Origin of the sequence: Glycomyces artemisiae (genome assembly GCF_003002955.1) — a bacterium.
GTDB lineage: Bacteria > Actinomycetota > Actinomycetes > Mycobacteriales > Micromonosporaceae > Glycomyces > Glycomyces artemisiae.
In genome coordinates, this window is the sequence record NZ_PVTJ01000007.1 from 70,527 (window position 1) to 90,505 (window position 19,979).

The following is a 19,979-nucleotide window of genomic DNA, read 5'->3' on the forward strand; positions in this document are numbered from 1 at the left end:
ATCATCATGCCATCCTGCGGCCACGCCTCATGCTGCGGCGCGCCGCTCGACGGCGGTAAGGACCGTTCTAAGACTTCATCTTCGCGGCTTCGGCCAGCAGCTCCTCCGCGTGCGCGACGCCCAGGTGGGAGTCGGGCATCCCGGCGAGCATGCGAGCAAGCTCACGGGCGCGGGCGGCGTCGTCGACGACGCGCACCCCGGAGACCGTGACCGCGCCCGACGTGTCCTTGGACACGACGAGGTGGCGGTCGGCGAACGCGGCGACCTGCGGCAGGTGGGTGACGACGAGGACCTGGTGGCGGCGGGCGAGCTTGGCGAGGCAGCGGCCGATCTCGATGGCCGCGCCGCCGCCGACGCCCGCGTCGACCTCGTCGAACACGAGGACCGGCGGGCCGCCGATCTCCGCGAACACGACTTCGATGGCGAGCATCACTCGGGAGAGCTCGCCGCCGGACGCGCCCTTGTGGAGGGCGGCGGGCTGGGCGCCGGGGTGGGGCCGCAGGAGCAGCTCGACCTCGTCGGCGCCGTCCTCGGACGCGCCGGAGATCGTGGTGTCCACGACGAGGTCGACGCTGCCGCGCCCGGCCGGGCGGGCCTCGACGGCGGCCACGACCTCGGCGTGCGGCATCGCCAGGCCCTTGAGCTCGGCGGAGACGGCGGTGGAGAACCGCTCGGCGGCGGCGCGGCGGGAGGCGCGCAGCTGCGTGGCGAGGTCGGCGGCGCGGGCGGTCAGCTCGGCGTGCTGGGACTCCAGCTCGGCGACGCGCTCGTCGGAGACGTCGAGCTCCCCGAGGCGCTTGCTCGCGTTGTCGGCCCACGCGAGCACGCCGGGAAGGTCCTCGGCGTACTTGCGGTACAGGGTCTTCAAGGCGGCCTGGCGCTGGTAGATCTCCTCCAGGCGCCGCGGGTCGGCCGAGAGGTCGTCGAGGTAGGACGAGAGGTCCACGGCCGCTTCCGCAAGGAGCGCACCGGCTTCGGCGAGCCGCTCGGCGAACTCGGCGAGCTTGGGGTCGGAGTGCGCGTCGTGCTCCAGGGCGCGCGCGGCGGCCCCGACGGTGTCGGTGGCGCCGCCTTCGCCGGTGGTCGGATCGCCGGTGATCGCGCCGTGCGCGGTGGCGGCGGCCAGGCGCAGGGCCTCGGCGTTCTCCAGGCGCAGCGCCTCCTCGGCGAGGTCGGCCTCCTCGCCCTCCTGCGGGTCGACGGCGGTGATCTCGTCGAGGCCCAGGCGGAGCATGTCGGCCTCGCGGGCCATCTCGCGGGCGCTGGTGCGCAGGCGCGACAGCTCGGCCGCGCACGCGCCCAGCTCGTGGAACGCGGTGCGGTAGGCGTCGAGGAGCTTGCCGTGGTCGGCCCCGGCGAATCGGTCGAGCGCGGCGCGCTGCTCGGCGGGCTGGAGCAGGCGCATCTGGTCGGACTGGCCGTGGACCGAGATGGCGAGCTCGCCGAGTTCGGCGAGGACGCCGACGGGCGCGGAGCGGCCGCCGACCCAGGCCTTCGAACGGCCCTCGTTGGAGACCGAGCGGGCCAGGAGCAGCTCGCCGTCCTCCAGGTCGGCGCCGGCCTCGATGGCGCGTTCGCGCAGTTCGAGCGCGGCCTCGCCCACGGCGAAGCGGCCCTCCACAAGGGCGCGGTCCGCGCCGAGGGGGGCACGGGAGGCGCGGCCGCCGAACAGCAGACCCAGACCGGCGACGACCATGGTCTTGCCGGCGCCGGTCTCACCGGTGATGCAGGTCAGACCGGGATCGAGCGGCAGGGTGGCGTCAGCGATCACGCCCAGGTTCTGGATGCGAAGCTCCTCCAACACAGTTCAAGACTGTACCCGCACGGACCGACATCGGGCGGTGGAGAGGCGCTCGTTGCGAGCTAGATTCGCCCGTGACGCCAACCGTCAACGGGCAGAGAGAGTTTCGAGACGAGGCGCGAGGCGAACGGCTGGCCGGACATGCGCACCAGGCGCACCGGGCGGGCCGAGCGGCGGATGGTCACCGTCGATCCGGCCGTCAGGCGGGTGAGCTCCTTGCCGTCGGCGATGAGCGCGCCCTCGGTGCCGACCGACTCCACTCCGATGCGGATCTCCGAAGAGGAGTGCACGACCATCGGCTTGGCGAACAGCGCGTGCGCGTTCATGGGGACGACCACCAGGGCGTCCACATCGGGCCAGACCACCGGGCCGCCCGCGGACATCGCGTGCGCGGTCGAGCCGGTCGGGGACGCGACCGCGACGCCGTCGCACCCGTAGCGGGAGATGCGGGTCCCGTCGATCTCGATGAACAGTTCGAGCATCCGCGCGGGCTCGGCCTTCTCCACGGCGATGTCGTTGAACGCCCACGAGCGGTGCAGCTCGCCGTCGGTGCCGGTCGCCTCGACCGCCAGCGCGGTGCGCTCCTCGACGCCGTAGTCGCCGTCCAGGAGGCGGGAGACGACGGTCTCCAGCTCGCCGGTCTCGGCTTCGGCGAGGAAGCCGACCTTGCCGAAGTTGACGCCCAGGAGCGGCACGTCGGCCTCGGCGGCGAGCTTGGCCGAGCGCAGGACCGTGCCGTCGCCGCCCAGGGCGAGCACGAGATCGGCGGTCGCGGCGGTCTCCTCGCCTCCCGGTTCGACGACCAGGAGGGCGTCGGGGTGGAGGAGGGAGCGGACCTCGCCGGTGATGATGCGGACCGCCACGTCGGCGGAGCGGAGGGCGGCGGCCAGCTTCTCGGCGAGCTCGGCGACGTCCTCGCGGAGCGGGTGCGTCACGACCAGCACGCGGCCGGGCTTCTGCTGCGACCCCACGCGCGCTCCTTCTCAGACGGTTCCAGGGCCTCGAACTGTACACCGGAAGCCGAGGCGCCCGGAGGGGATCGTCGCCGCGGATCTCACTTGGCGGGCGGTCCGGCGGCGACCACGGCGTCCACGGTCTCGCGGGCGACGGGTTCGCCGCCGGTCTGCATGCGGCAGAAGAACTCCACGTTGCCCTTGGGGCCGGGGAGGGGGCTCGCGGCGACGGCGGTGGTGGTCCAGCCGAGGCCCTGCGCGGTCTCGATGACGTTCCAGACGGCGTCGGCGCGCTGCGCGGGGTCGGCGACGACGCCGCCCGCGCCGACCTGGCCCTTGCCGACCTCGAACTGGGGCTTGACCATCGGGAGGATGAGCCCGGTGGGCCTGGTGCAGGCGGCGAGCGCGGGCAGGACGAGCCCGAGGGAGATGAACGACAGGTCCCCCACCGTCAGGTCCACTTGGCCGCCGAGCTGCTCGGGCGTGAGGTGGCGGACGTTGGTGCGGTCGTGCACGGTGACGCGCTCGTCGGTCTGGAGCTTCCAGGCGAGCTGGCCGTAGCCGACGTCGACGGCGAGCACTTCGGCGGCGCCGCGGCGCAGGAGGACGTCGGTGAAGCCGCCGGTGGAGGCGCCCGCGTCGAGGACGCGCAGGCCGGCGGGGTCGACGCCGAACGCGTCGAGGGCGCCGATGAGCTTGTGGGCGCCGCGGGAGACGTAGTCGTCGGCGTCGCCGACGAGGCGGATCGAGTCGTCGCCGGTGACGGACGTGGCGGCCTTGGTGGCCGGGATGCCGCGCAGGTGGATGCGGCCGTCGGCGATGAGTTCGCGGGCGTGCTCGCGGGAGCGGGCGATCTTGCGGCGCACGAGTTCGGCGTCGAGTCGGTAGCGCGTCGGCATGGCGCGGTCGGTGGCTTTCTAACGTGTCCGGGTCAGGCGTCGTCGACGTTGCTGAGGATCTCGGAGAGGCGCTGCTGGACGCCCTCGAAGACGGCGACGTGCTCGGTGACGGGCAGGTCCTCCAGCGCTTCGAGGCTGCCGAGGGCCTCTTCGACCTCGGCCTCGACGTCGTCGGCGTCGCCGCGGAGGCGGGCCGCGACGGCCCCCGGGTTCGGTGCGTCGGTCATGCGTCCCCTTCGTCGTCGCTGCTGGTCTGCGAGGGGGCGGGCTTGGGGGCGGCGGCGCGCGCTTCGGCCTCGGCGAGGCGCACGCGCAGCTCGCGGATCTGCTCCTCGGAGTGCTCCAGGCGCAGGTTGAGGTCGTCGAGGTCGGCCTGGGTGGCGACGCCCATGCGGGTGAGGCCGTTGTCGAGCTCGGCGCGGATGAGGCGCCTGACGTCGTGGGCGGTGCGGCCGCCGTGCTCGCGGAGCCGCTGGGCGCCGGAGCGGGCGCTCTCGGAGCCGGCGCGCAGGTCCTCGCGGACCTTGCCGGCGAACTCGCGGGCGCGGCGGGCGGGCTCGCCGGCCATGCCGAAGACGGTGTCGAAGTAGGCGCGGGCGGTGTCGGCCATGGTCCCACTCCTTTCGGGGTCTGGTTTCCCGGGACGGGGTCCTGTCCCGTCAACGGTACTGCCAAGCTACCGGTGACCGGTCGCGACCGACGCGTCGTACTGGTCGGTAACATACTCGTGGGCGCACAGCCGCGCCCGCGCCGATCGAACAGGAGGGCCACATGGCCACCATCGACGAATGCCGGACCGCCCTGGAGCAGTTCGCGGACAACCTCGCTTCGAACCCGAAGACGGTCAAGAAGCTCACCGGGTTCCAGCGGAGCCTCGCGGCGGACATCAAGGACCTGTCCGTCTCCTTCAACGGCCGCTTCGACGGGGGCAAGCTCGTCGACATCGTCGACGGCGACAACCCCGACGCCGAGATCCGCATGATCGTCGGCTCCGACGACCTGCTCAAGCTCGTCGCGGGCGAGCTCGACTTCATGAAGGCGTTCACCGGGGGCCAGGTGAAGATCAAGGCCCCCATGATGGACCTGATGAAGCTCCGCCAGGTGCTCTAGCGCTCCTTGGCGCCGGAGACGCGGCGTAGGGTGCGCGGGCGCGGGCCGTGAGGCCCGCCCCGGCCCCTGCGGCCCGCGGACGGGCAAATGCCTCCCGGTCGGACGCAACAGCATTCAGGCCACGTTGTAATCTCTGCGCAGCCGGCCTCGCAGACGAGCGGGTCGAGCTTCGTATGCACTATCGGGAGGACCGCATGGCCACTGTTGACGAAGTCCGCAACGTGTTGGAGAAGATGGCGGGCAAGGTCGCCAAGAAGTCCGACGAGCTCAACCTTGAAGACGACTTCGAACGCACGCTGGCCGTCGAGGTCACCGACCTGGGCCAGGCGTTCAGCGCCAAGCTCTCCGGCGGCAAGCTGACCGACCTGCTCGACGGCGACGCCGCCGACGCCGAGGTCCGGATCATCATCGGCTCGGACGACCTCATCGCCCTGTCCAAGAAGGAACTCAAGCCCGCCAAGGCGTTCCTGACCGGCAAGGTCAAGATCAAGGCGTCCGTGAAGGACCTCGCCAAGCTGCGCAAGGCCCTCAAGGTCGAATAAGCCCCCGAGGCCCCTTCACCCGCACGACATGACGAAGCCCGGACCGCGGCAGTCCGGGCTTTTCGCTTGCCTTGGAGCGGGACCGGTCAGGCCGCCAGGAGCTTCTCGGCGGCCGGGCCGACCGGGACGGGCGGGCGCGACGGGTCGTACCCGTTCATGTCCGCTGCGGCCCAGCTCAACTCGCACAGCGCGCGCCAGCCGTCCAGCTCCTCGCCCTGCCCGCTGAAGCGGATGTCGGGCCCGTCGAGCTCGGCCGTCCAACCGCCGCAGTCGATCCGGTCGACGGCCTCGTTCCAGTCCGGCTCCGGGTGCGGCTCGGTCAGCGCCGCGAGGCTCCAGCCGAGGTACGTCGGCCGCTCCTGCGGCGGCAGGCCCAGCGCCAGTCGCGGCGAGGCCACGCCCGTGAACACCAGGAGCGAGTCGATCCCGGCGCGGTTGGCGCCCGCGATGTCGGAGTCGGGACGGTCGCCGACCATGATCGCCCGGCCGCCCGGCTTGCGCGCCATGGCGATCCGGTAGATCGGCTGCTCGGGCTTGCCCGCCGTGAAGTCGGGTCCGTGCCCGAGCGCGGTCGCCACCGCGCCCACGAGCGCGCCCATGCCGGGCAGCGGACCGTCCGGAGTGGGCAGTGTCGCGTCGAGGTTCGCCACGGCCCAGAACGCGCCGCCGCGCACCGCGATCGTGGTGTCCGCGAGCGAGCGCCACGAGGTCTGCGGCGTGTACCCGAAGGCCACCGCCGCGGCGGCCTTCGGGTCGTCGACCGGGACGAGCCCGGCGCCGGTCACCGCGTCGCGCAGCGCCTGCGAGCCGGTCACGAGGACCTTGCCGCCCTTGCCGATCCGGTCGAGGATGCCCGAGGCCACCACCTGCGCGGAGGTGAGCACCTGGGCGGCCTCGGCGGGAATGTCCATGCCGCGCAGGGACTCCGCCACCGTCTCGGGGCTGCGCGAGGCGTTGTTCGTGACGAACACCGGGTCGCAGTCGAGCCCCGGAAGGGCCGCGAGGGTCGCGGCCGCCTCCGGGATCGGCTCGTGCAGCAGGTACACGACGCCGTCGAGGTCGAGCAGCGCCAGGTCGTAGGCGCTCGCCAGTGCCTCAGGGGCGCCTTTCAGTCGGGTCATCGGACTCCTCAGCGTCGGGGTTCGCCTTCTCGGCCGCCGGCCCGGACGGCTCCTGCGCCGCACGCGGGGCCTCGGACTCGCGGTCCTCGTCGTCGTCCTCGTCGCCTTCGTCGAGGTCGTCGTCTTCCTCGTCGTCGTACTCGGCGTCCTCGTCCTCGTCCTCGTCCTCGAAGTCGTCTTCGTCGTCGTAGTCGTCATCGTCGAGGTCGCGGTCGTCGTCCTCGTCGTCGTCCTCATCATCGAGGTCGTCGTCGTCCTCGTCTTCGAGTTCCTCGAAGTCGATGCCCTCCAACTGGAGGAGGCGCTCGGCGGCGCCGGTCTCGCCCTCCTCGTCGGCGGCGACGGCCTTGGACAGCCACTCGCGGGCCTCGTCCTCGCGGCCGTCGGCCAGAAGGCCCTCGGCGTACGCGTAGCGCAGACGGGCCACCCACGGCTCGGTCTTCGGCGAGTTGAGCGCCCCGACCTTGAGCATCGCGGTCGCGGCCTCGCCCATGCCCATGTCGCGGCGGGCGCCGGAGGCGACGATCAGCAGCTCGACCCGGACCTCCGGGTCGACGCTCTCGTCGCTCCCGAACTCGCGGTACAGGTCGATCGCGCGCTCGGGGTGCCCAAGGGCGCGTTCGCAGTCGGCGATGAGGGCCACGTGGTCGTGGGTGCCGCCCAGGCGCTGCGCGGCGCGCAGCTCGTTGACGGCCAGCTGCCACTCCTCGGCGCCGTACGCGGCCACACCGGTCACCTCGCGCACGATCGCCACGCGGGACGCCTTGCGGCGGGCGTAGCGGGCCTGCTCCAGGGCGCCCTGGACGTCGTCCTCGGCGAGGAGCGCGGCGGCGGCGATGAGCCGGTTGCCGACGGCCTCGGCGAGCTGCTTGTTCAGGCTGCGGAGACCTTCCTTGGTCTCCTTGTCGAGCTGGTCGAAGCCGTACTCGACGCCCTCGGGCAGGTCCGGGGCCTGGTCGGACTCGCCCATGCGGATCGGGCCCTCGTGCCCGGCCTCGCGCTCCTCCAAGGGGCGCAGGTTGTCCCGGCCCCGGCGCTCCTTGCCGTCGCGGCCGAAGCGGTCGTCCCGGTCCCGGTCGTCGTAGCGGCGCGGGCCCCGGTCGTCGCGGTTGAACCCGCCCCGGCTGCCGCCGCGGTCATCGCGGAAGCTGCGGCCGCCGCGGTCGTCGCGGTTGCCTTCGTAGCGGCGGGGACCGCGGTCGTCGCGGTTGAAACCACCGCGGTTGCCCCCGCGGTCGTCGCGGTTGAAACCGCGGTTCCCGCCCCGGTCGTCGCGGTTCTCGAACCGGCGCGGACGCTCGTCCCGGTCGAACGTGCGGGGACCGCGGTCGTCGCGGTTGCCCTCGTACCGGCGCGGGCCCCGGTCGTCGCGGTTGAAGCCGCCGCGCTGGCCGCCGCGGTCATCGCGGTCGAAGCGGCGGGGACGGTCGTCGCCGTCACGGCGCGGACGGTCGTCGTAGCGGCGGGGTCCGCGGTCGTCGCGATTAAAGCCGCCGCGGTTGCCACCGCGGTCGTCGCGGTTGAAGCCCCCGCGCTGGCCGCCGCGGTCATCGCGGTTGAAGCCGCGGTTCCCGCCCCGGTCGTCGCGGTTCTCGAACCGGCGGGGGCGGTCGTCGTCGTAGCGGCGCGGGCCGCGGTCGTCGCGGTTGAACCCGCCGCGATTGCCACCGCGGTCGTCGCGGTTGAAGCCCCCGCGCTGGCCGCCGCGGTCATCGCGGTCGAAGCGGCGCGGACGGTCGTCGCCGTCGCGGCGGGGCCGGTCGTCCCGGTTCCCCTCATAGCGGCGGGGACCCCGGTCGTCGCGGTTGAAACCGCCCCGGTTGCCCCCGCGATCGTCGCGGTTGAAGCCGCGGTTCCCACCGCGGTCGCCGTCGTAGCGGCGCGGGCCGCGGTCGTCGCGGTTGTAGCCCCCGCGGTCGTCGTCGCGGCGCGGACGGTCGTCGCGGTTGCCCTCGTAGCGGCGGGGCCGGTCGTCCCGGTCCTCGTAGCGCCGCGGGCGGTCGTCGCGGCCTTCACTGCGGCCGTAGCCGCCCCGGTTCCCGCGGTCGTCGCGGCGGTCGCCACCGCCCCGGCCCGAACGGTCGCCGTAGCCGCCGCCCTCGCGACGGCCGTAGCCGCCTCGTCGGTCTTCTCCACCCTTGCGGGCGCGGCCGTCTTCAGCCACTTGTGTCTCCCCCTCTGTTCACCGCGACAAAACCAATCAAGTGTAGGTCCTAGCCGACGACCTCGACCCCGGCGACGGTCTTCTTACCCCGCCGGATCACTCCGTACTTGCCGTGGAGCAGGTCAGCGCGGTCGATGACCGCCTCGGCATCGGTTACCCGGATGTTGTTCAGGTACGCCCCGCCCTCCTTGGCCGCGCGGCGCGCCTCGCCGAGGCTCGCCACGACGCCCGCCTCCTTCATCGCCTCCGCGACGGTGACGTCGGGCTTCGGGAGCTCGGCGAGGCCGGCCTCCACGAGCGCGGCGCGCAGCGTCGCCTCCGGCAGCTCGGCCAGCTCGCCGCGGCCGAACAGGGCCTGCGAGGCGGCGACGACGTTCTGCGTCTCTTCGGCGCCGTGCAGCAGCGTGGTCAGCTCCTCGGCGAGGGCCTTCTGCGCGAGCCGCGCGGCGGGCTTCTCGGCGGTGGCGGCCTCCAGCTCGGCGATCCCCTCGTGCGACTTGAACGAGAAGTACTTCAGGTAGCGCACCACGTCGGAGTCGCTGGAGTTCAGCCAGAACTGGTAGAACGCGTACGGACTGGTCAGCTCCGGGTCGAGCCAGACCGCGCCGCCCTCGGTCTTGCCGAACTTCGTGCCGTCGGCCTTGGTGACGAGGGGGGTCACGAAGGCGTGCACATGGTCTCCGGTGCGGCGGCGGATGTAGTCGACGCCCGCGGTGATGTTGCCCCACTGGTCCGACCCTCCGAACTGGAGGGTGCAGCCGTGCCGCTGGTTCAGCTCGAAGTAGTCGTGGGACTGGAGCAGCTGGTACGAGAACTCGGTGAAGGAGATGCCGGCGTCGAGCCGGGCCTTCACGACCTCGCGGGCGAGCATCTTCGAGATCGGGAAGTGCTTGCCGACATCGCGGAGGAAGTCCACGACGCTCAGCTCGGAGGTCCAGTCGAGGTTGTTCACCGGTACGGCGGCGTTCTCACCCTCGTAGGTGACGAACGGGGCCACCTGGGCTCGGATCTTCTCGACCCATCCGGCGACGACCTCCGGCGGGTTGAGCGACCGCTCCCCCGCTTCCTTGGGGTCGCCGATCTGGCCGGTGGCGCCGCCGACCAGCAGCAGCGGGCGCAGCCCGGCGAGCTGGAGGCGGCGGGCGGTGAGCACCTGCATGAGGTGGCCGACGTGCAGGCTGACAGCGGTGGGGTCGAAGCCCACATAGAACGTGAGCCGCCCGGCGTCGATGGACTCGCGGAGCGAGTCGATACCGGTCGAGTCCTGGATGAGGCCGCGCCATGCGAAATCGTCGAGAATGTGCACGGGTTCATTGTGCCTTAGCGGGGGAAACGCGTTTCGCGGTGCGTTCGCGCGCGTGGCCCCGCCTACTGCGCCCCTAGGCCGGGCTGCGGCTCCCGGTCTCCCCGAGCGCGAGCCCGGCCTCGATGACGACCCGCAGCTCCAGCGAGGCGGCGGTCTTCGCGGCCTGCTTGGTCGGGCCGCGGCCCTCGGCGGCGACGTGCTCGCCGGTGGAGCGCAGGAGGCCCTCGCCGCGGCACGTGAACACCCGTTCGTGTGAGGGACCGTCGACCTCGAAGTCCCAGGAGAGGCCGTCGACGACGCCGCGGGCGGCGTAGATCTGGACGGCCTCGGCCGGGTTGACGGCGGCGTCCACGAGGAGCTTGCGCGGCGCGTCGGCGCGGGGCTTCGCGGCGGCGTCGGAGGAGAGGTCGGGCAGGCCCGCGAGCTGCGCGGCCAGCGCCAGCGCGGCCTGGTTGCGGGCGTCCTTCTTGTTGCGCTGCAAGCGTTTGGGGGACTCGACGCGGGTCTCGTCGAAGACGAGGGCGACCTGGGCGCCGAAGAGGGGGCCTTCGTAGGCGGGCTCGGCCTCGACGGTCCAGCGGACGTTCGTCTCGTTGCTCACGGGGCCGCCGAGGCGGTCCTGGAGGTAGACGTTGAGGACGGACTGGGCCTGCTGGGGCTCGCGGGCGAGGCGGCGGTTCATGCGCTCGCGCAGGGGCTGGAAGTCGGCGCCGCCGTAGAGGTAGACGGAGGCGAACTCGCGGAGCTGGAGTTCGCGGGCGTCGAGGCGGCGGGCGGTGTCGTCGGCGAGTCCGGCGGGGGCCTCGCCGCGTTCGACGGCGAACTGGAGGACGCGGGCGAACTGCTTGTAGGGCAGGGACGCGAAGTCGGCGGTCTCCATCTGGCGGGCGGTCTCGGCGTGGGCGCGCTGCTTGAAGAACTCGGCTTTGGCGCGGCGCTCGGCGTCGAGGTGCTCGTTGACGTGGTCGGCGGTGGCGGTGAGCTCCTCGGGGCTGTAGGGGCTGGGGTGCCCGAGCGCGGCGGCGAGGAGGATCCGCTGGGTGACGAGGTCGGGGTAGCGGCGGATGGGGCTGGTGGCGTGGGTGTAGACGGGGAGCTGGAGGCCGTGGTGGCCGTGGACGGTGGGGCCGTAGGTGGCGGCGCGGGAGACCATCTTCATGCGGGTGCGGAGCATCTCGAAGGCGGCGCCGTCGCCGGAGGCGGCGATGTCGTCGAGTTCGCCGCGGAGTTCGGCGGGGTCGCCCGCGACGGCGGCGAGGCGGTGGTTGCGGAAGAGGATGGGGAGGTCTTCGCGCACGGCCCAGGCGGCGATCTGCGCGTTGGCGGCGATCATGAACTCCTGCACGATGATGTAGCCGGAGTTCCGCTCCGCGCTGTCGAGGCGCACGATCTGGCCCTCTTCGTTGGTGGCGAAGCCGGAGAGGAGGTCGTAGAAGGCGAGGGCTCCGGCGTTGCGGCGCGCGGCGAGCATGGTCTGGGCGAAGCGGAGCGCGAGCGCGAGGGTGTCGTGGAGCGGGTGTGCGGGGTCGCCGGAGGCGGTGGCGGCCTCGGCGTGGGTCATGGTCCAGGAGCGGGTGAGGCGGCCGGGGCCGAGCTCGGCGTCGAGGACGCGTCCGGCGGCGTCGATGCGGAGGTGGACGGCGAAGGTGTCGCAGGGCCGGTCGGGGGTGAGGGAGGCGGCTTCGACGACGGGGGCGGGGAGCATGTGCTTGGTGTGGTCGGCGCGGTAGCGGGTGTGGACGCGGCGGCGGGCCTCGGTGTCGGCGGGGCCGCCGGTGCGCACGTGGTCGGCGGCGCGGGCGATGTGGATCCAGACGTCGAAGCCGGTTTCGGGGCCGGGGCCGTCGCCGAGGGGTTCGATCCAGACCGCGTCGTCGCGGTCGGCGGTGGTGGGGGCGTCGATCATGATCCCGTGTTCCGCCGGGTTGTGCTCGGCCAACTGCGCTCCTTCGTGTCCAGCCGCAATCGTAGCGGGAGCGACACGCTGCGGGGGCGTACGCGTGGGGCCGGGAGTTCACATGGTGAACGCCCGGCCCGGTGTCGGCGTCGGTCAGGGGCGGAGGTCCCAGGTTTCGAGGCGGCCGCACATGCCCCACTTGCCTTCCGCGTCGCCCGCGGAGGCGACGTGGGCGTCGCAGAGGTGGGCGGCGTCGGCGCCCGCGAGGGCGTCGAGGTGGGCGCCGGTGGCGTCGGCCTGGGCCTTGGGCCCGTCGGCCCAGAGGCGGCGCCAGACGGCGGTGCGGTCGGCGACGATGCGGGCGGCCCGGTCCCACACCGGTTTCATCGCGTCGGGGCCTTCCTTCTCGACGCGCTCGCGCAGGGCGAGGTAGCCCTCGATGGCGAGGTCGCGGCGGGCGCGGGTGGCCTCGCCGCGCTGCTCGTGGGTGAGGCCGGGGGCGCCGGGCGCGGTGGCGGCGGCGTTGTAGGCCTCGGGGTCGTTCAGGACCTCGTCGGGGAAGGTGAAGACGGCGTCGCCGGCTTCGGGGATGCCGGCGTTCTGCATGACGACGACGAGCTGGAGGTCCCCGGAGAGGTTGACGAGGCGGTGGACCGTGCCGGGGGTGAACCACAGGACGGTGCCGCGGGCGAGGTCGCGGCGTTCGTAGCCGTTGCTTGAGAGCGTCTCGACCGCGCCGGTGCCGCCGGTGACGACGTAGCCCTCGGTGGAGGCGGTGTGGAAGTGCGGGGAGCCTCCGGCCTGGCCGTCCACGGTGGGCCAGTCGTAGACGGTGACGATGGAGACGGCGGTGCCGCCGGGGAAGCCGCTCATGCCGCCACCAGCTTCGCGAGTTCGGCGGCGGCGAGGTCGGCGGTCTTGGCGGCGCCGTCGACGCCGGTGTCGCCGTTGACGATCGCGACGGCGTGGCGCAGGGTCACGGTGTCGCCGGGAGCCATCGGCAGCTCGGTGTCGAAGAACGGCGCGGGGCAGACCGCGGCGAACGGGTTCGAGCGGACGAACCACTTGACGGGCGCGCCGGGGTTGTCGGGGTGGTCGGTGAAGACGAGGGTGGAGGCGGCGTCGACGGAGTCGTGGGCGCCGCGGAAGGCCATCCAGTCGCCGCGCACGCCCATGAGCTCGTCGCCGCCTTCGCCGTCGGCGGTGTAGACGCGGCCGCCGGTGAAGGACCGGGGCCCGCGCCAGAAGAAGCCGCCGTATCCGGCGTTGTCGCGGCCTTCGGTGGTGGGGCTGCCCATGACGACGGTGTCGTCGGTGTCGTTGGTGAACGCGGTGGTGAAGGACAGGACCCAGGTGTCGTCGGCGAGGACGCCCACGGCGAAGGAGCGGGTCTCGGAGAAGAAGTGGCGGCCGTCCTGGGTGATCCAGTCGAGGCGCTCGACGGCTTTGACGCCGTGGGCGTCCGCGGTCAGTTCGGTGAACTCCCGGTGGACCATGGCGCCGTCGTTCTGCTCGTCGACGTAGCCGAGGCCGCGGCGGAAGGTGCGCCCGCCCCAGAAGTTCTCGGGGCCCGCGTTCGGCAGCGAGAGGGCGATGCCCTTGTGCCACACGTGGTCGTGGGGCCGGTAGAGGCTCACCTGGCGCCCGGCGAGGTCGCGCAGGGGCTCGAAGTAGGGCCGGGGGGACTCGAACTGGTCGTTGTCGGGCCGGTAGACGTAGCGCAGGATCTCAAGGTCGCCCGTGGTGATCGAGAGGGCGGTCCCACTGTCGTCGAGGTGCAGCGTCATCGGTGTCTCTCCGCTCTGGTGCTGGTGCATCTGGCGCGTCGTCACTTGAGGTCGGCCCAGGGGGCGCCCGAGCCGTTCATCCGCTGGTAGAAGGGCGAAGTCGGGTCGATGTCCCCGGCGCGGACGCGCTTGCCCGTGAACGCCGAGGCGTAGATCGCGGCGAGCAGTTCGAGGGTGCGGCGGGCCTCTTCGACCGGGACGGGCGGGGTCGCCTTGCCGTCGAGGGCGTCGGCGATGCGCTTGAACTGGGCGCCGTGGCCCGAGGCCTGCCCGCGCGGCTCCCCGGCCCAGGCCTGGTTGACCTCGTCGGCGGCGGACTCGACCGGGTGGACCCGCCAGTCGTCGTCGCCGTACCCGTAGAGGTGGTCGAGTTCGACGGTGGCCGTGTCGAAGTCGAGGCGGATCTGGGAGACCTCGCGCGGCGACAGCAGCGAGTTGGTGATGACCGCCGAGGCGCCGGATTCGAGGGTGACGATCGCGTGCGAGACGTCCTCGGTGTTCGTGCGGCGGCGGTGCCGGTGCGCGGTGGCGACCACTTCGGACCAGGGGCCCACGATCGACAGCAGCGTGTCGATCTGGTGGATGCCGTGGCCCATGGTGGGGCCGCCGCCCTCGGTCTCCCAGCGCCCGCGCCACTCGACCGCGAAGTACTCCTCGGGCCGGAACCAGAGCGTGTCGCACTTGGCGACGGCGAGGCGGCCGAGGACGCCGGAGGCCATCATGTTGCGCACCCGCTCGGCCGCGGACCCGAAGCGGTGCTGGGAGATCACGGCGAAGTCGGCGCTGGAGGCGGCCGCGGCCGCCGCGATCCGGTCGAACTCCTCCAGGCTCAGCGCCGGGGGCTTCTCGCACACGACGCCGACGCCCGCGGCGAGGGCCGCGATGGCGCCGGGCGCGTGGGCCACCGGCGGGCTGCACAGGTCGACGAGGTCGAGGTCCTCGTTCGCCAGCAGCTCCTCGATCGTGGCGTAGCCGCGGTCGAGGCCGAACTTGTCCTTGAACGCATCGAGCCGGGCGGCGTCGGGGTCGACGGCCGCCACGAGCTCGATGCGTCCGGGAACGTGTTTCCGGAGCTCTTCGGCGTGCAGGTTGGCGATCCCGCCGGTGCCGACGATGGCGAGGCGGTGGGTGGAGGACACAGGGGGCTCCTTTGGCACGAAGAGTCGGTAAACGTTTTCCAGCGTTCAGGACAATACTAGACGACGCCGGTTTCGACAGTGACCTGGGTCTCCAGAGCCCTCGTGCCGGGCTCGATGCGGCGCTCGCCGGTGACCTCCACGGTCAACGACGGAGCGGTGTCGGCGGCCGAGCGGGCGAGGCGCAGTTCGAGCGCCCCGGCCTCCACGGTCCACTGGCCGTCGAGGCCGATGATCGCCGCGAGGTCGGCGGGGACGGCGAAGCGCGCCCGCGCGGCCTGCCCGGCTTCGAGCTCCAGGCGGGCGAAGCCCACGAGGCGCTGCACGGGGCGGACGGTGCTCGCGACGGGGTCGTGGAGGTAGAGCTGCACGACCTCGGTGCCGCGGCGCTCGCCGGTGTTGGCGACGCGCACGGCCACCTCGATGACGCCGTCGGGGGCGACCTCGGCGGAGGAGAGCAGTTCCGGCTCGCCCCAGGCGAACTCGGTGTAGGTGAGGCCGTGCCCGAAGGAGTAGCGGGCGGTCGGGTCCACCGAGGACACCTCGGAGCGGCGGGCCAGCTGCGGGCCCAGGTAGGTGGCGGGCGGCGAGTCGCGGCGGGCCGGGACGCCCACGGGCAGGCGGCCCTCGGGCTCGGCGGCGCCGGTGAGGATCGCGGTGATCGCGGCGGCGCCCTCCTCGCCGGGCAGGAACGCCTGGAGGATCGCGGCGGCCCGCTCGGGGGCGGTGCCGAGGGCGTACGGGCGGCCCGAGACGACGACCACCACGGTGGGCGTGCCGGAGTCGAGGACCGCTTCGAGCAGCTCGGCCTGGCGGCCGGGCAGGGCGTGGTCGGGGGCGTCGCAGCCCTCGCCGGAGGTGCCGCGCCCGAACAGGCTGGAGCGGTCGCCGACGGCGACGACGGCGAGGTCGGCGGCCGCGGCGGCATTCGCGGCGGCGGCGATCTCGGCGTCGGTGGACTCGCGGACCCAGCCTCCGGCGATGTGCTCGATCGCAGCCCCGGGCAGGTCGGCGGCGAGCCGGTCGGCGATCGTCGCGATGGCGACGCCGGTGTCGACGGCCGGGTACGGCTCGCCGCTCTCGGCGTCGTACCGCATGTGGTGGTTGGGGAACGAGTAGCAGCCGAGGAACGCGGCCGGGTCGTCGGCGACGGGGCCGACGAGCGCGACGCGCGCGGGGGCCGCCTTCAGCGGGAGCGTGCCGTCGTTCGACAGGAGCACCACGGACTTGCGGGCGACCTCGGCCGCCAGCGCGCGGGCCTCGGGCGGGTCGAAGTCGACCACAGCGGACGGCTCGGCGATCTCGTCGAGCAGGCCGAGCTCGATCTTCTGGGCGAGCACGCGCTCGACGGCGCGGTCGAGGGTCTTCTCCTCGACGAGGCCGTCGGCGACGGCGTTGCGCAGCGGCTCGCCGAAGCAGTCGGCGCCGGGCAGCTCCACGTCGACGCCCGCACCGAGGGCGGCCGCCGCGGCGGCGGAGCGGTCGCCCGCGATGCCGTGCAGGGAGTGGAGGAAGTTGACGCCGAAGTAGTCGCCGACGACGGTGCCCTCGAAGCCCCACTCCTCGCGGAGGATGCCGGTGAGGAGGCGCACGTTGGCGTGGGAGGGGACGCCGTCGTTGGCGGCGTAGGAGGGCATGACGGACTTGGCGCGGCCCAGGCGCACGGCCATCTCGAAGGGCGTCAGGTAGGTCTCGGTGAACTGCCTGGGGCCCAGGTAGACCGGGCCGAAGTTGCGGGCGGCGTGGGAGGCGGAGTACCCGGCGAAGTGCTTGACGGTGGCGATGAGCCCGGCGTCCTGGAGGCCGGTGACGTACGCGGTGCCGAGGACGCCGGTGAGGTACGGGTCCTCGCCGATGGTCTCTTCGGTGCGGCCCCAGCGGGAGTCGGCGACGACGTCGAGGACGGGCGCGAGTCCCTGGTGGATGCCGGCCGAGCGCATGGTGTCGCCGATCTGGCGGGCCACGGCCTTCACGAGCGCGGGGTCGAAGGTCGCGCCCCAGGCGAGGGCGGTCGGGAAGATGGTGGCGCCGTATGCCATGAAGCCCGCGAGGCACTCGTCGTGGGCGACGGCGGCGATGCCGAAGCGGCTGGTGTCGCGGACGCGGCGCTGGATGGCGGCGAGGCGGGCGGCGCCTTCGGCGGGGTCGACACGGGCGGATCCGAAGGGGCGGGTGACCTGTCCGAGCCCGTGGGCGAGGGGGTCTTCGGCGGCGACGGCGCCGCCGGTCTGCTCGCTCTGGTGGGGGGCCATGTCCCCCGCGTCGGCCTCGACGCCGTGCCACAGGCTCGACAGCTGCGCGCACTTCTCTTCGAGGGTCATCCGCTTGACCAGCCCGGCGGCTCGTTCGGCCGTCTCCGCGGGGGTGTCGGTGTCCATGCTGCTCCACTCAAGCGGCCCAGCGCGCGCCTTGGCGGCTGGTTCCGGGCCGATAGTTTCTGAAACTTTTCTGATCGTTTTCGATACAGGTTCGCACACCATAACATTGATGAAGCCTCAGTTCTAGCGTCAATCTGACGCTGGGATGCGTTTGCCCAGCCCCTTGTTTCAGGCTTTGAGTCCGAAACTTTCAGGCGGTCTCCGGGAGCCGCGTCGGCGCGCTATAGGATGTGCAGCGAACCATTGCGCAGAGGACCTGGAGGAGACCCTTGAGCGAAGCCGAACACGGGCGGATCACCATCCGCGCCATCGCCGACGAGGCCGGCGTCAGCGTGCCGACGGTGTCGCGCGTCATCAACGGCCGCTCCGACGTCGCCCCCGAGACCCGCCGACGCGTCGAAGAGCTGCTGAACGAGCGCGGATACCAGCGCCGCCGCTCCACCCGCACGCCGAGCCGCGCGCGCCTGGTCGACCTGGTCTTCAACGAGCTGGACAGCCCCTGGGCCGTGGAGATCATCCGCGGCGTCGAGGACGCGGCGCACGCCGCCGGCGTCGGCACGGTCGTCTCCGCGGTGCACCGCAGGCGCGCCTCGACCGAGCAGTGGATGGACAACCTCCGCACCCGCGCCTCCGACGGCGTCATCCTGGTGGTCTCGCAGCTCGCCTCGCCGATCCTGGAGCAGCTGCGCCACCTCGGCGTCCCGATGGTGGTCCTCGACCCCTCGGGCGGGCCCACGATGGACGCCCCCGCGATCGGCGCCACCAACTGGGCGGGCGGCCTGGCCGCCACCGAGCACCTGATCGCCCTGGGCCACCGGCGGATCGGGTTCATCCACGGCCCCAAGCAGGTCCTGTGCTCGCGCGCCCGCTTCGACGGCTACCGCGCCGCCCTGGAGGCCGCTGGCATCGAGTTCGACTCGGACCTGGTCGTCGACGGGGACTTCTACCACCAGTCCGGCTTCGACGGCGCCAACGCCCTGCTGCGCCTGAAGACCCCGCCGTCGGCGATCTTCGCCTCCTCCGACCAGATGGCCTTCGGCGCCTACGAGGCGATCCGCCAGGCGGGCCTGCGCATCCCCGAGCACGTCAGCATCGTCGGCTTCGACGACCTCCCCGAGTCCCGCTGGACCTCCCCGCCCCTGACCACCGTCCGCCAGCCCCTCGCCGAGATGGGCGCCCTCGCGGCCCGCACCGTCCTGGAGATGGCCGCGGGCAACGAGATCGACTCCCCCCGCCTCGAACTCGCGACCGAACTCGTCGTCCGCGAATCGACCGCCGCCTTCGGCTGAGCCGGACCGCGGGCTCGATAGCATGCGCCCATGAGCGACACCCCTCGCGGTTCCGCCCCGGCAGTCCGCCTCGCCGCGCTCGTCCTGCTCGCCGCGGTCTGGACCGCGGCGCTGCTGTGGATGTGGACCGAGGGCGCGCCCCGGTCGTGCTTCGAGTACACGCCGCTGGCGGACGCCGGCTCCTCGCCCGGCTGCGGCGAACGGCGGTTCGACGCGTCGTTCGCGCTCGTCCTCGCCGCCGGCCCGGCCGCGGGCGCCGCGCTCTGGTTCGCGCTGCGGCCGCGCGGTCGCGCCTCCCGCTGAGTCAGGCGTTGGGCGCGGCGTCGGTCCCGGCGCCGCGGCGGCGCACCTTGACCGCCTCGCGGACCTCCTCCGGCGCGGCCTCAAGGCCGAGCGGGACGAGCCCGGCGTCGGCGATGAGCGCGAGGTCGTCCTTCGCGGCCTGGCCCTCGCTGGTCAGGTAGTCGCCCAGGAAGATCGAGTTGACGATCTGGAGCGCGGTCGCCTGGAGCGTGCGCAGGTGGACCTCGCGCCCGGCCGCGAGGCGGACCTCCGCGGCGGGGTTCGCGAGGCGCACCATCGCGAGGATGCGCAGGCACCGGCGCGGGTCCAGATCCCACGTCGCCTCCATCGGCGTGCCGTCGAAGGGCAGCAGGAAGTTCACCGGGATCGAGTCGACCCCCAGGTCCCGCAGGCCCAGCGCGACCGAGACGAGGTCGGCGTCCGACTCCCCCATCCCCGCGATGAGGCCCGAGCACGGCGAGAGCCCCGCGCCGTGGGCGGCGTTGACGGTGTCGACGCGGTCGGCGAACGTGTGCGTCGAGCAGATCTCCGCGTACGTGTCCTCTGAGGTGTTCAAGTTGTGGTTGTACGCGTCGGCGCCGAGGTCGGCGAGGCGCTCGGCCTGGCCGTCCTTGAGCAGCCCCAGGCACGCGCACACCTCGACCCCCGGCGCGGCGTTCTTGACCGCGGCGATCGTCTTGCCGACCCGCTCGACGTCCATATCGGTCGGACCGCGCCCGCTCGCCACCAGGCACACCCGCGAGGCCCCGCCCGCGACGCCCGCGGCCGCCTGCTCGGCGGCCTGCTCGGGGCTGAGCCACGTGTACTTGAGGACGTCGGCCTTCGAGCCCAGGCGCTGCGAGCAGTAGTTGCAGTCCTCGGGGCACAGGCCGCTCTTGAGGTTGACGAGGTAGTTCAGCTTGACCGTGTTCCCGAAGTGGCGGAAGCGGAGCCGCGCCGCGGCGGCGACCACGTCCATCAGCTCGGCGTCGCCGCTCGCGAGGACGGCCTCCAGGTCGGCCGCATCCGGGGCGCGGTCGAGTTCGGCGGCGGTGGCGAGGCGGTCGAGGGCGTCGTGCAGTCCGGTCATGCGCACGATCCTGCCACAGCCGCGGCAAGGGGATTTTCCGATGGTGCGGGGGTTATCGGGCGGTATGCCCCCGCGACTTCACGCTCGGGTCGGAGCGTCGCGATCCGCCTACACTTGCTACAGTGGGTGGTCGGTGCTGCGAAGGACGCGGCGGGCTGGTGGAGATCCCCCTGCTCGCGTCTCGACTTGTGAACCGCCCGAACCATCCGGAGAGAACCAACCTT

At 72.9% G+C, this 19,979-nt stretch carries 18 protein-coding genes; 4 read left to right on the forward strand and 14 right to left on the reverse strand.

Annotated elements, in window-relative coordinates; genetic code table 11:
* Positions 1-67 precede the first annotated feature (67 nt).
* From recN to B0I28_RS17985, 5 genes are all read right to left on the reverse strand, one after another.
* Positions 68-1,804 carry a DNA repair protein RecN gene (recN, locus tag B0I28_RS17965; protein WP_106365226.1) on the reverse strand — a complete coding sequence of 579 codons (1,737 nt, stop codon included), beginning with the start codon at positions 1,802-1,804 and terminating at the stop codon, positions 68-70.
* Positions 1,805-1,863: 59 nt separating this feature from the next.
* Positions 1,864-2,772 (reverse strand): NAD kinase, encoded by a 909-nt coding sequence (locus tag B0I28_RS17970; protein WP_106365227.1) that lies wholly within the window; start codon positions 2,770-2,772, stop codon positions 1,864-1,866.
* A gap of 83 nt (positions 2,773-2,855) precedes the next feature.
* A complete protein-coding gene (locus tag B0I28_RS17975) occupies positions 2,856-3,653 on the reverse strand; it encodes a TlyA family RNA methyltransferase (protein WP_106365228.1) in 798 nt (265 codons plus the stop codon).
* Positions 3,654-3,685: 32 nt separating this feature from the next.
* Complete coding sequence (locus B0I28_RS17980; RefSeq protein ID WP_106365229.1) at positions 3,686-3,880, reverse strand: hypothetical protein; 195 nt, start codon at positions 3,878-3,880, stop codon at positions 3,686-3,688.
* Positions 3,877-4,263, reverse strand: coding sequence for a hypothetical protein (locus B0I28_RS17985; RefSeq protein ID WP_106365230.1), 387 nt, complete (start codon positions 4,261-4,263; stop codon positions 3,877-3,879). The genes B0I28_RS17980 and B0I28_RS17985 overlap by 4 nt, the downstream gene beginning before the upstream one ends.
* A 161-nt stretch (positions 4,264-4,424) precedes the next feature.
* Between B0I28_RS17985 and B0I28_RS17990 the strand changes: the two genes are divergently transcribed.
* Positions 4,425-4,763 carry an SCP2 sterol-binding domain-containing protein gene (locus tag B0I28_RS17990; RefSeq protein WP_106365231.1) on the forward strand — a complete coding sequence of 113 codons (339 nt, stop codon included), beginning with the start codon at positions 4,425-4,427 and terminating at the stop codon, positions 4,761-4,763.
* Positions 4,764-4,957: 194 nt separating this feature from the next.
* Complete coding sequence (locus B0I28_RS17995; RefSeq protein ID WP_181245839.1) at positions 4,958-5,305, forward strand: SCP2 sterol-binding domain-containing protein; 348 nt, start codon at positions 4,958-4,960, stop codon at positions 5,303-5,305.
* 86 nt (positions 5,306-5,391) lie between these two features.
* Here B0I28_RS17995 and B0I28_RS18000 read toward each other — a convergent pair whose 3' ends face one another.
* The 8 genes from B0I28_RS18000 to B0I28_RS18030 form a co-directional block, all read right to left on the reverse strand.
* On the reverse strand, positions 5,392-6,426 hold the full coding sequence (locus B0I28_RS18000) for an HAD-IIA family hydrolase (RefSeq protein ID WP_181245840.1): 1,035 nt from the start codon (positions 6,424-6,426) through the stop codon (positions 5,392-5,394).
* Positions 6,401-8,590: a tetratricopeptide repeat protein gene (locus B0I28_RS27340; RefSeq protein WP_181245841.1), complete on the reverse strand. Its 2,190-nt coding sequence runs from the start codon at positions 8,588-8,590 to the stop codon at positions 6,401-6,403. The genes B0I28_RS18000 and B0I28_RS27340 overlap by 26 nt, the downstream gene beginning before the upstream one ends.
* 49 nt (positions 8,591-8,639) lie before the next feature.
* Positions 8,640-9,896, reverse strand: a complete 1,257-nt coding sequence (tyrS, locus tag B0I28_RS18005) for a tyrosine--tRNA ligase (protein ID WP_106365234.1) — start codon at positions 9,894-9,896, stop codon at positions 8,640-8,642.
* Positions 9,897-9,969: 73 nt separating this feature from the next.
* Positions 9,970-11,835 (reverse strand): RNB domain-containing ribonuclease, encoded by a 1,866-nt coding sequence (locus tag B0I28_RS18010; RefSeq protein ID WP_106365235.1) that lies wholly within the window; start codon positions 11,833-11,835, stop codon positions 9,970-9,972.
* A 111-nt stretch (positions 11,836-11,946) separates the two neighbouring features.
* A complete protein-coding gene (locus B0I28_RS18015; protein WP_106365236.1) occupies positions 11,947-12,666 on the reverse strand; it encodes a cupin domain-containing protein in 720 nt (239 codons plus the stop codon).
* Positions 12,663-13,580 (reverse strand): DUF6807 domain-containing protein, encoded by a 918-nt coding sequence (locus tag B0I28_RS18020; RefSeq protein ID WP_106365237.1) that lies wholly within the window; start codon positions 13,578-13,580, stop codon positions 12,663-12,665. The genes B0I28_RS18015 and B0I28_RS18020 overlap by 4 nt, the downstream gene beginning before the upstream one ends.
* A gap of 41 nt (positions 13,581-13,621) precedes the next feature.
* Complete coding sequence (locus tag B0I28_RS18025) at positions 13,622-14,719, reverse strand: Gfo/Idh/MocA family protein (RefSeq protein ID WP_181245842.1); 1,098 nt, start codon at positions 14,717-14,719, stop codon at positions 13,622-13,624.
* Positions 14,720-14,775: 56 nt separating this feature from the next.
* Positions 14,776-17,094, reverse strand: coding sequence for a beta-glucosidase family protein (locus tag B0I28_RS18030; protein WP_181245843.1), 2,319 nt, complete (start codon positions 17,092-17,094; stop codon positions 14,776-14,778).
* A 269-nt stretch (positions 17,095-17,363) separates the two neighbouring features.
* Here B0I28_RS18030 and B0I28_RS18035 point away from each other — a divergent pair, with 269 nt between their 5' ends.
* Both B0I28_RS18035 and B0I28_RS18040 read left to right on the forward strand, forming a co-directional pair.
* A complete protein-coding gene (locus B0I28_RS18035) occupies positions 17,364-18,383 on the forward strand; it encodes a LacI family DNA-binding transcriptional regulator (RefSeq protein WP_106365240.1) in 1,020 nt (339 codons plus the stop codon).
* 30 nt (positions 18,384-18,413) lie between these two features.
* A complete protein-coding gene (locus tag B0I28_RS18040; protein ID WP_106365241.1) occupies positions 18,414-18,686 on the forward strand; it encodes a hypothetical protein in 273 nt (90 codons plus the stop codon).
* Position 18,687: 1 nt separating this feature from the next.
* Here the strand turns inward: B0I28_RS18040 and bioB are convergent, their stop codons facing one another.
* Complete coding sequence (gene bioB / locus B0I28_RS18045) at positions 18,688-19,755, reverse strand: biotin synthase BioB (protein WP_106365242.1); 1,068 nt, start codon at positions 19,753-19,755, stop codon at positions 18,688-18,690.
* Between the last annotated feature and the right edge of the window lie 224 nt (positions 19,756-19,979).

Excerpts from the sequence above, each read along its gene's own strand:
- B0I28_RS17975 (WP_106365228.1), bottom strand. The coding sequence starts at position 3,653 with ATGCCGACGCGCTACCGACTCGACGCCGAACTCGTGCGCCGCAAGATC.
- B0I28_RS17980 (WP_106365229.1), bottom strand. The coding sequence starts at position 3,880 with ATGACCGACGCACCGAACCCGGGGGCCGTCGCGGCCCGCCTCCGCGGC.
- B0I28_RS17985 (WP_106365230.1), bottom strand. The coding sequence starts at position 4,263 with ATGGCCGACACCGCCCGCGCCTACTTCGACACCGTCTTCGGCATGGCC.
- B0I28_RS17990 (WP_106365231.1), top strand. The coding sequence starts at position 4,425 with ATGGCCACCATCGACGAATGCCGGACCGCCCTGGAGCAGTTCGCGGAC.
- B0I28_RS17995 (WP_181245839.1), top strand. The coding sequence starts at position 4,958 with ATGGCCACTGTTGACGAAGTCCGCAACGTGTTGGAGAAGATGGCGGGC.
- B0I28_RS18000 (WP_181245840.1), bottom strand. The coding sequence starts at position 6,426 with ATGACCCGACTGAAAGGCGCCCCTGAGGCACTGGCGAGCGCCTACGAC.
- B0I28_RS18015 (WP_106365236.1), bottom strand. The coding sequence starts at position 12,666 with ATGAGCGGCTTCCCCGGCGGCACCGCCGTCTCCATCGTCACCGTCTAC.
- B0I28_RS18020 (WP_106365237.1), bottom strand. The coding sequence starts at position 13,580 with ATGACGCTGCACCTCGACGACAGTGGGACCGCCCTCTCGATCACCACG.
- B0I28_RS18030 (WP_181245843.1), bottom strand. The coding sequence starts at position 17,094 with ATGGACACCGACACCCCCGCGGAGACGGCCGAACGAGCCGCCGGGCTG.
- B0I28_RS18040 (WP_106365241.1), top strand. The coding sequence starts at position 18,414 with ATGAGCGACACCCCTCGCGGTTCCGCCCCGGCAGTCCGCCTCGCCGCG.
- bioB (WP_106365242.1), bottom strand. The coding sequence starts at position 19,755 with ATGACCGGACTGCACGACGCCCTCGACCGCCTCGCCACCGCCGCCGAA.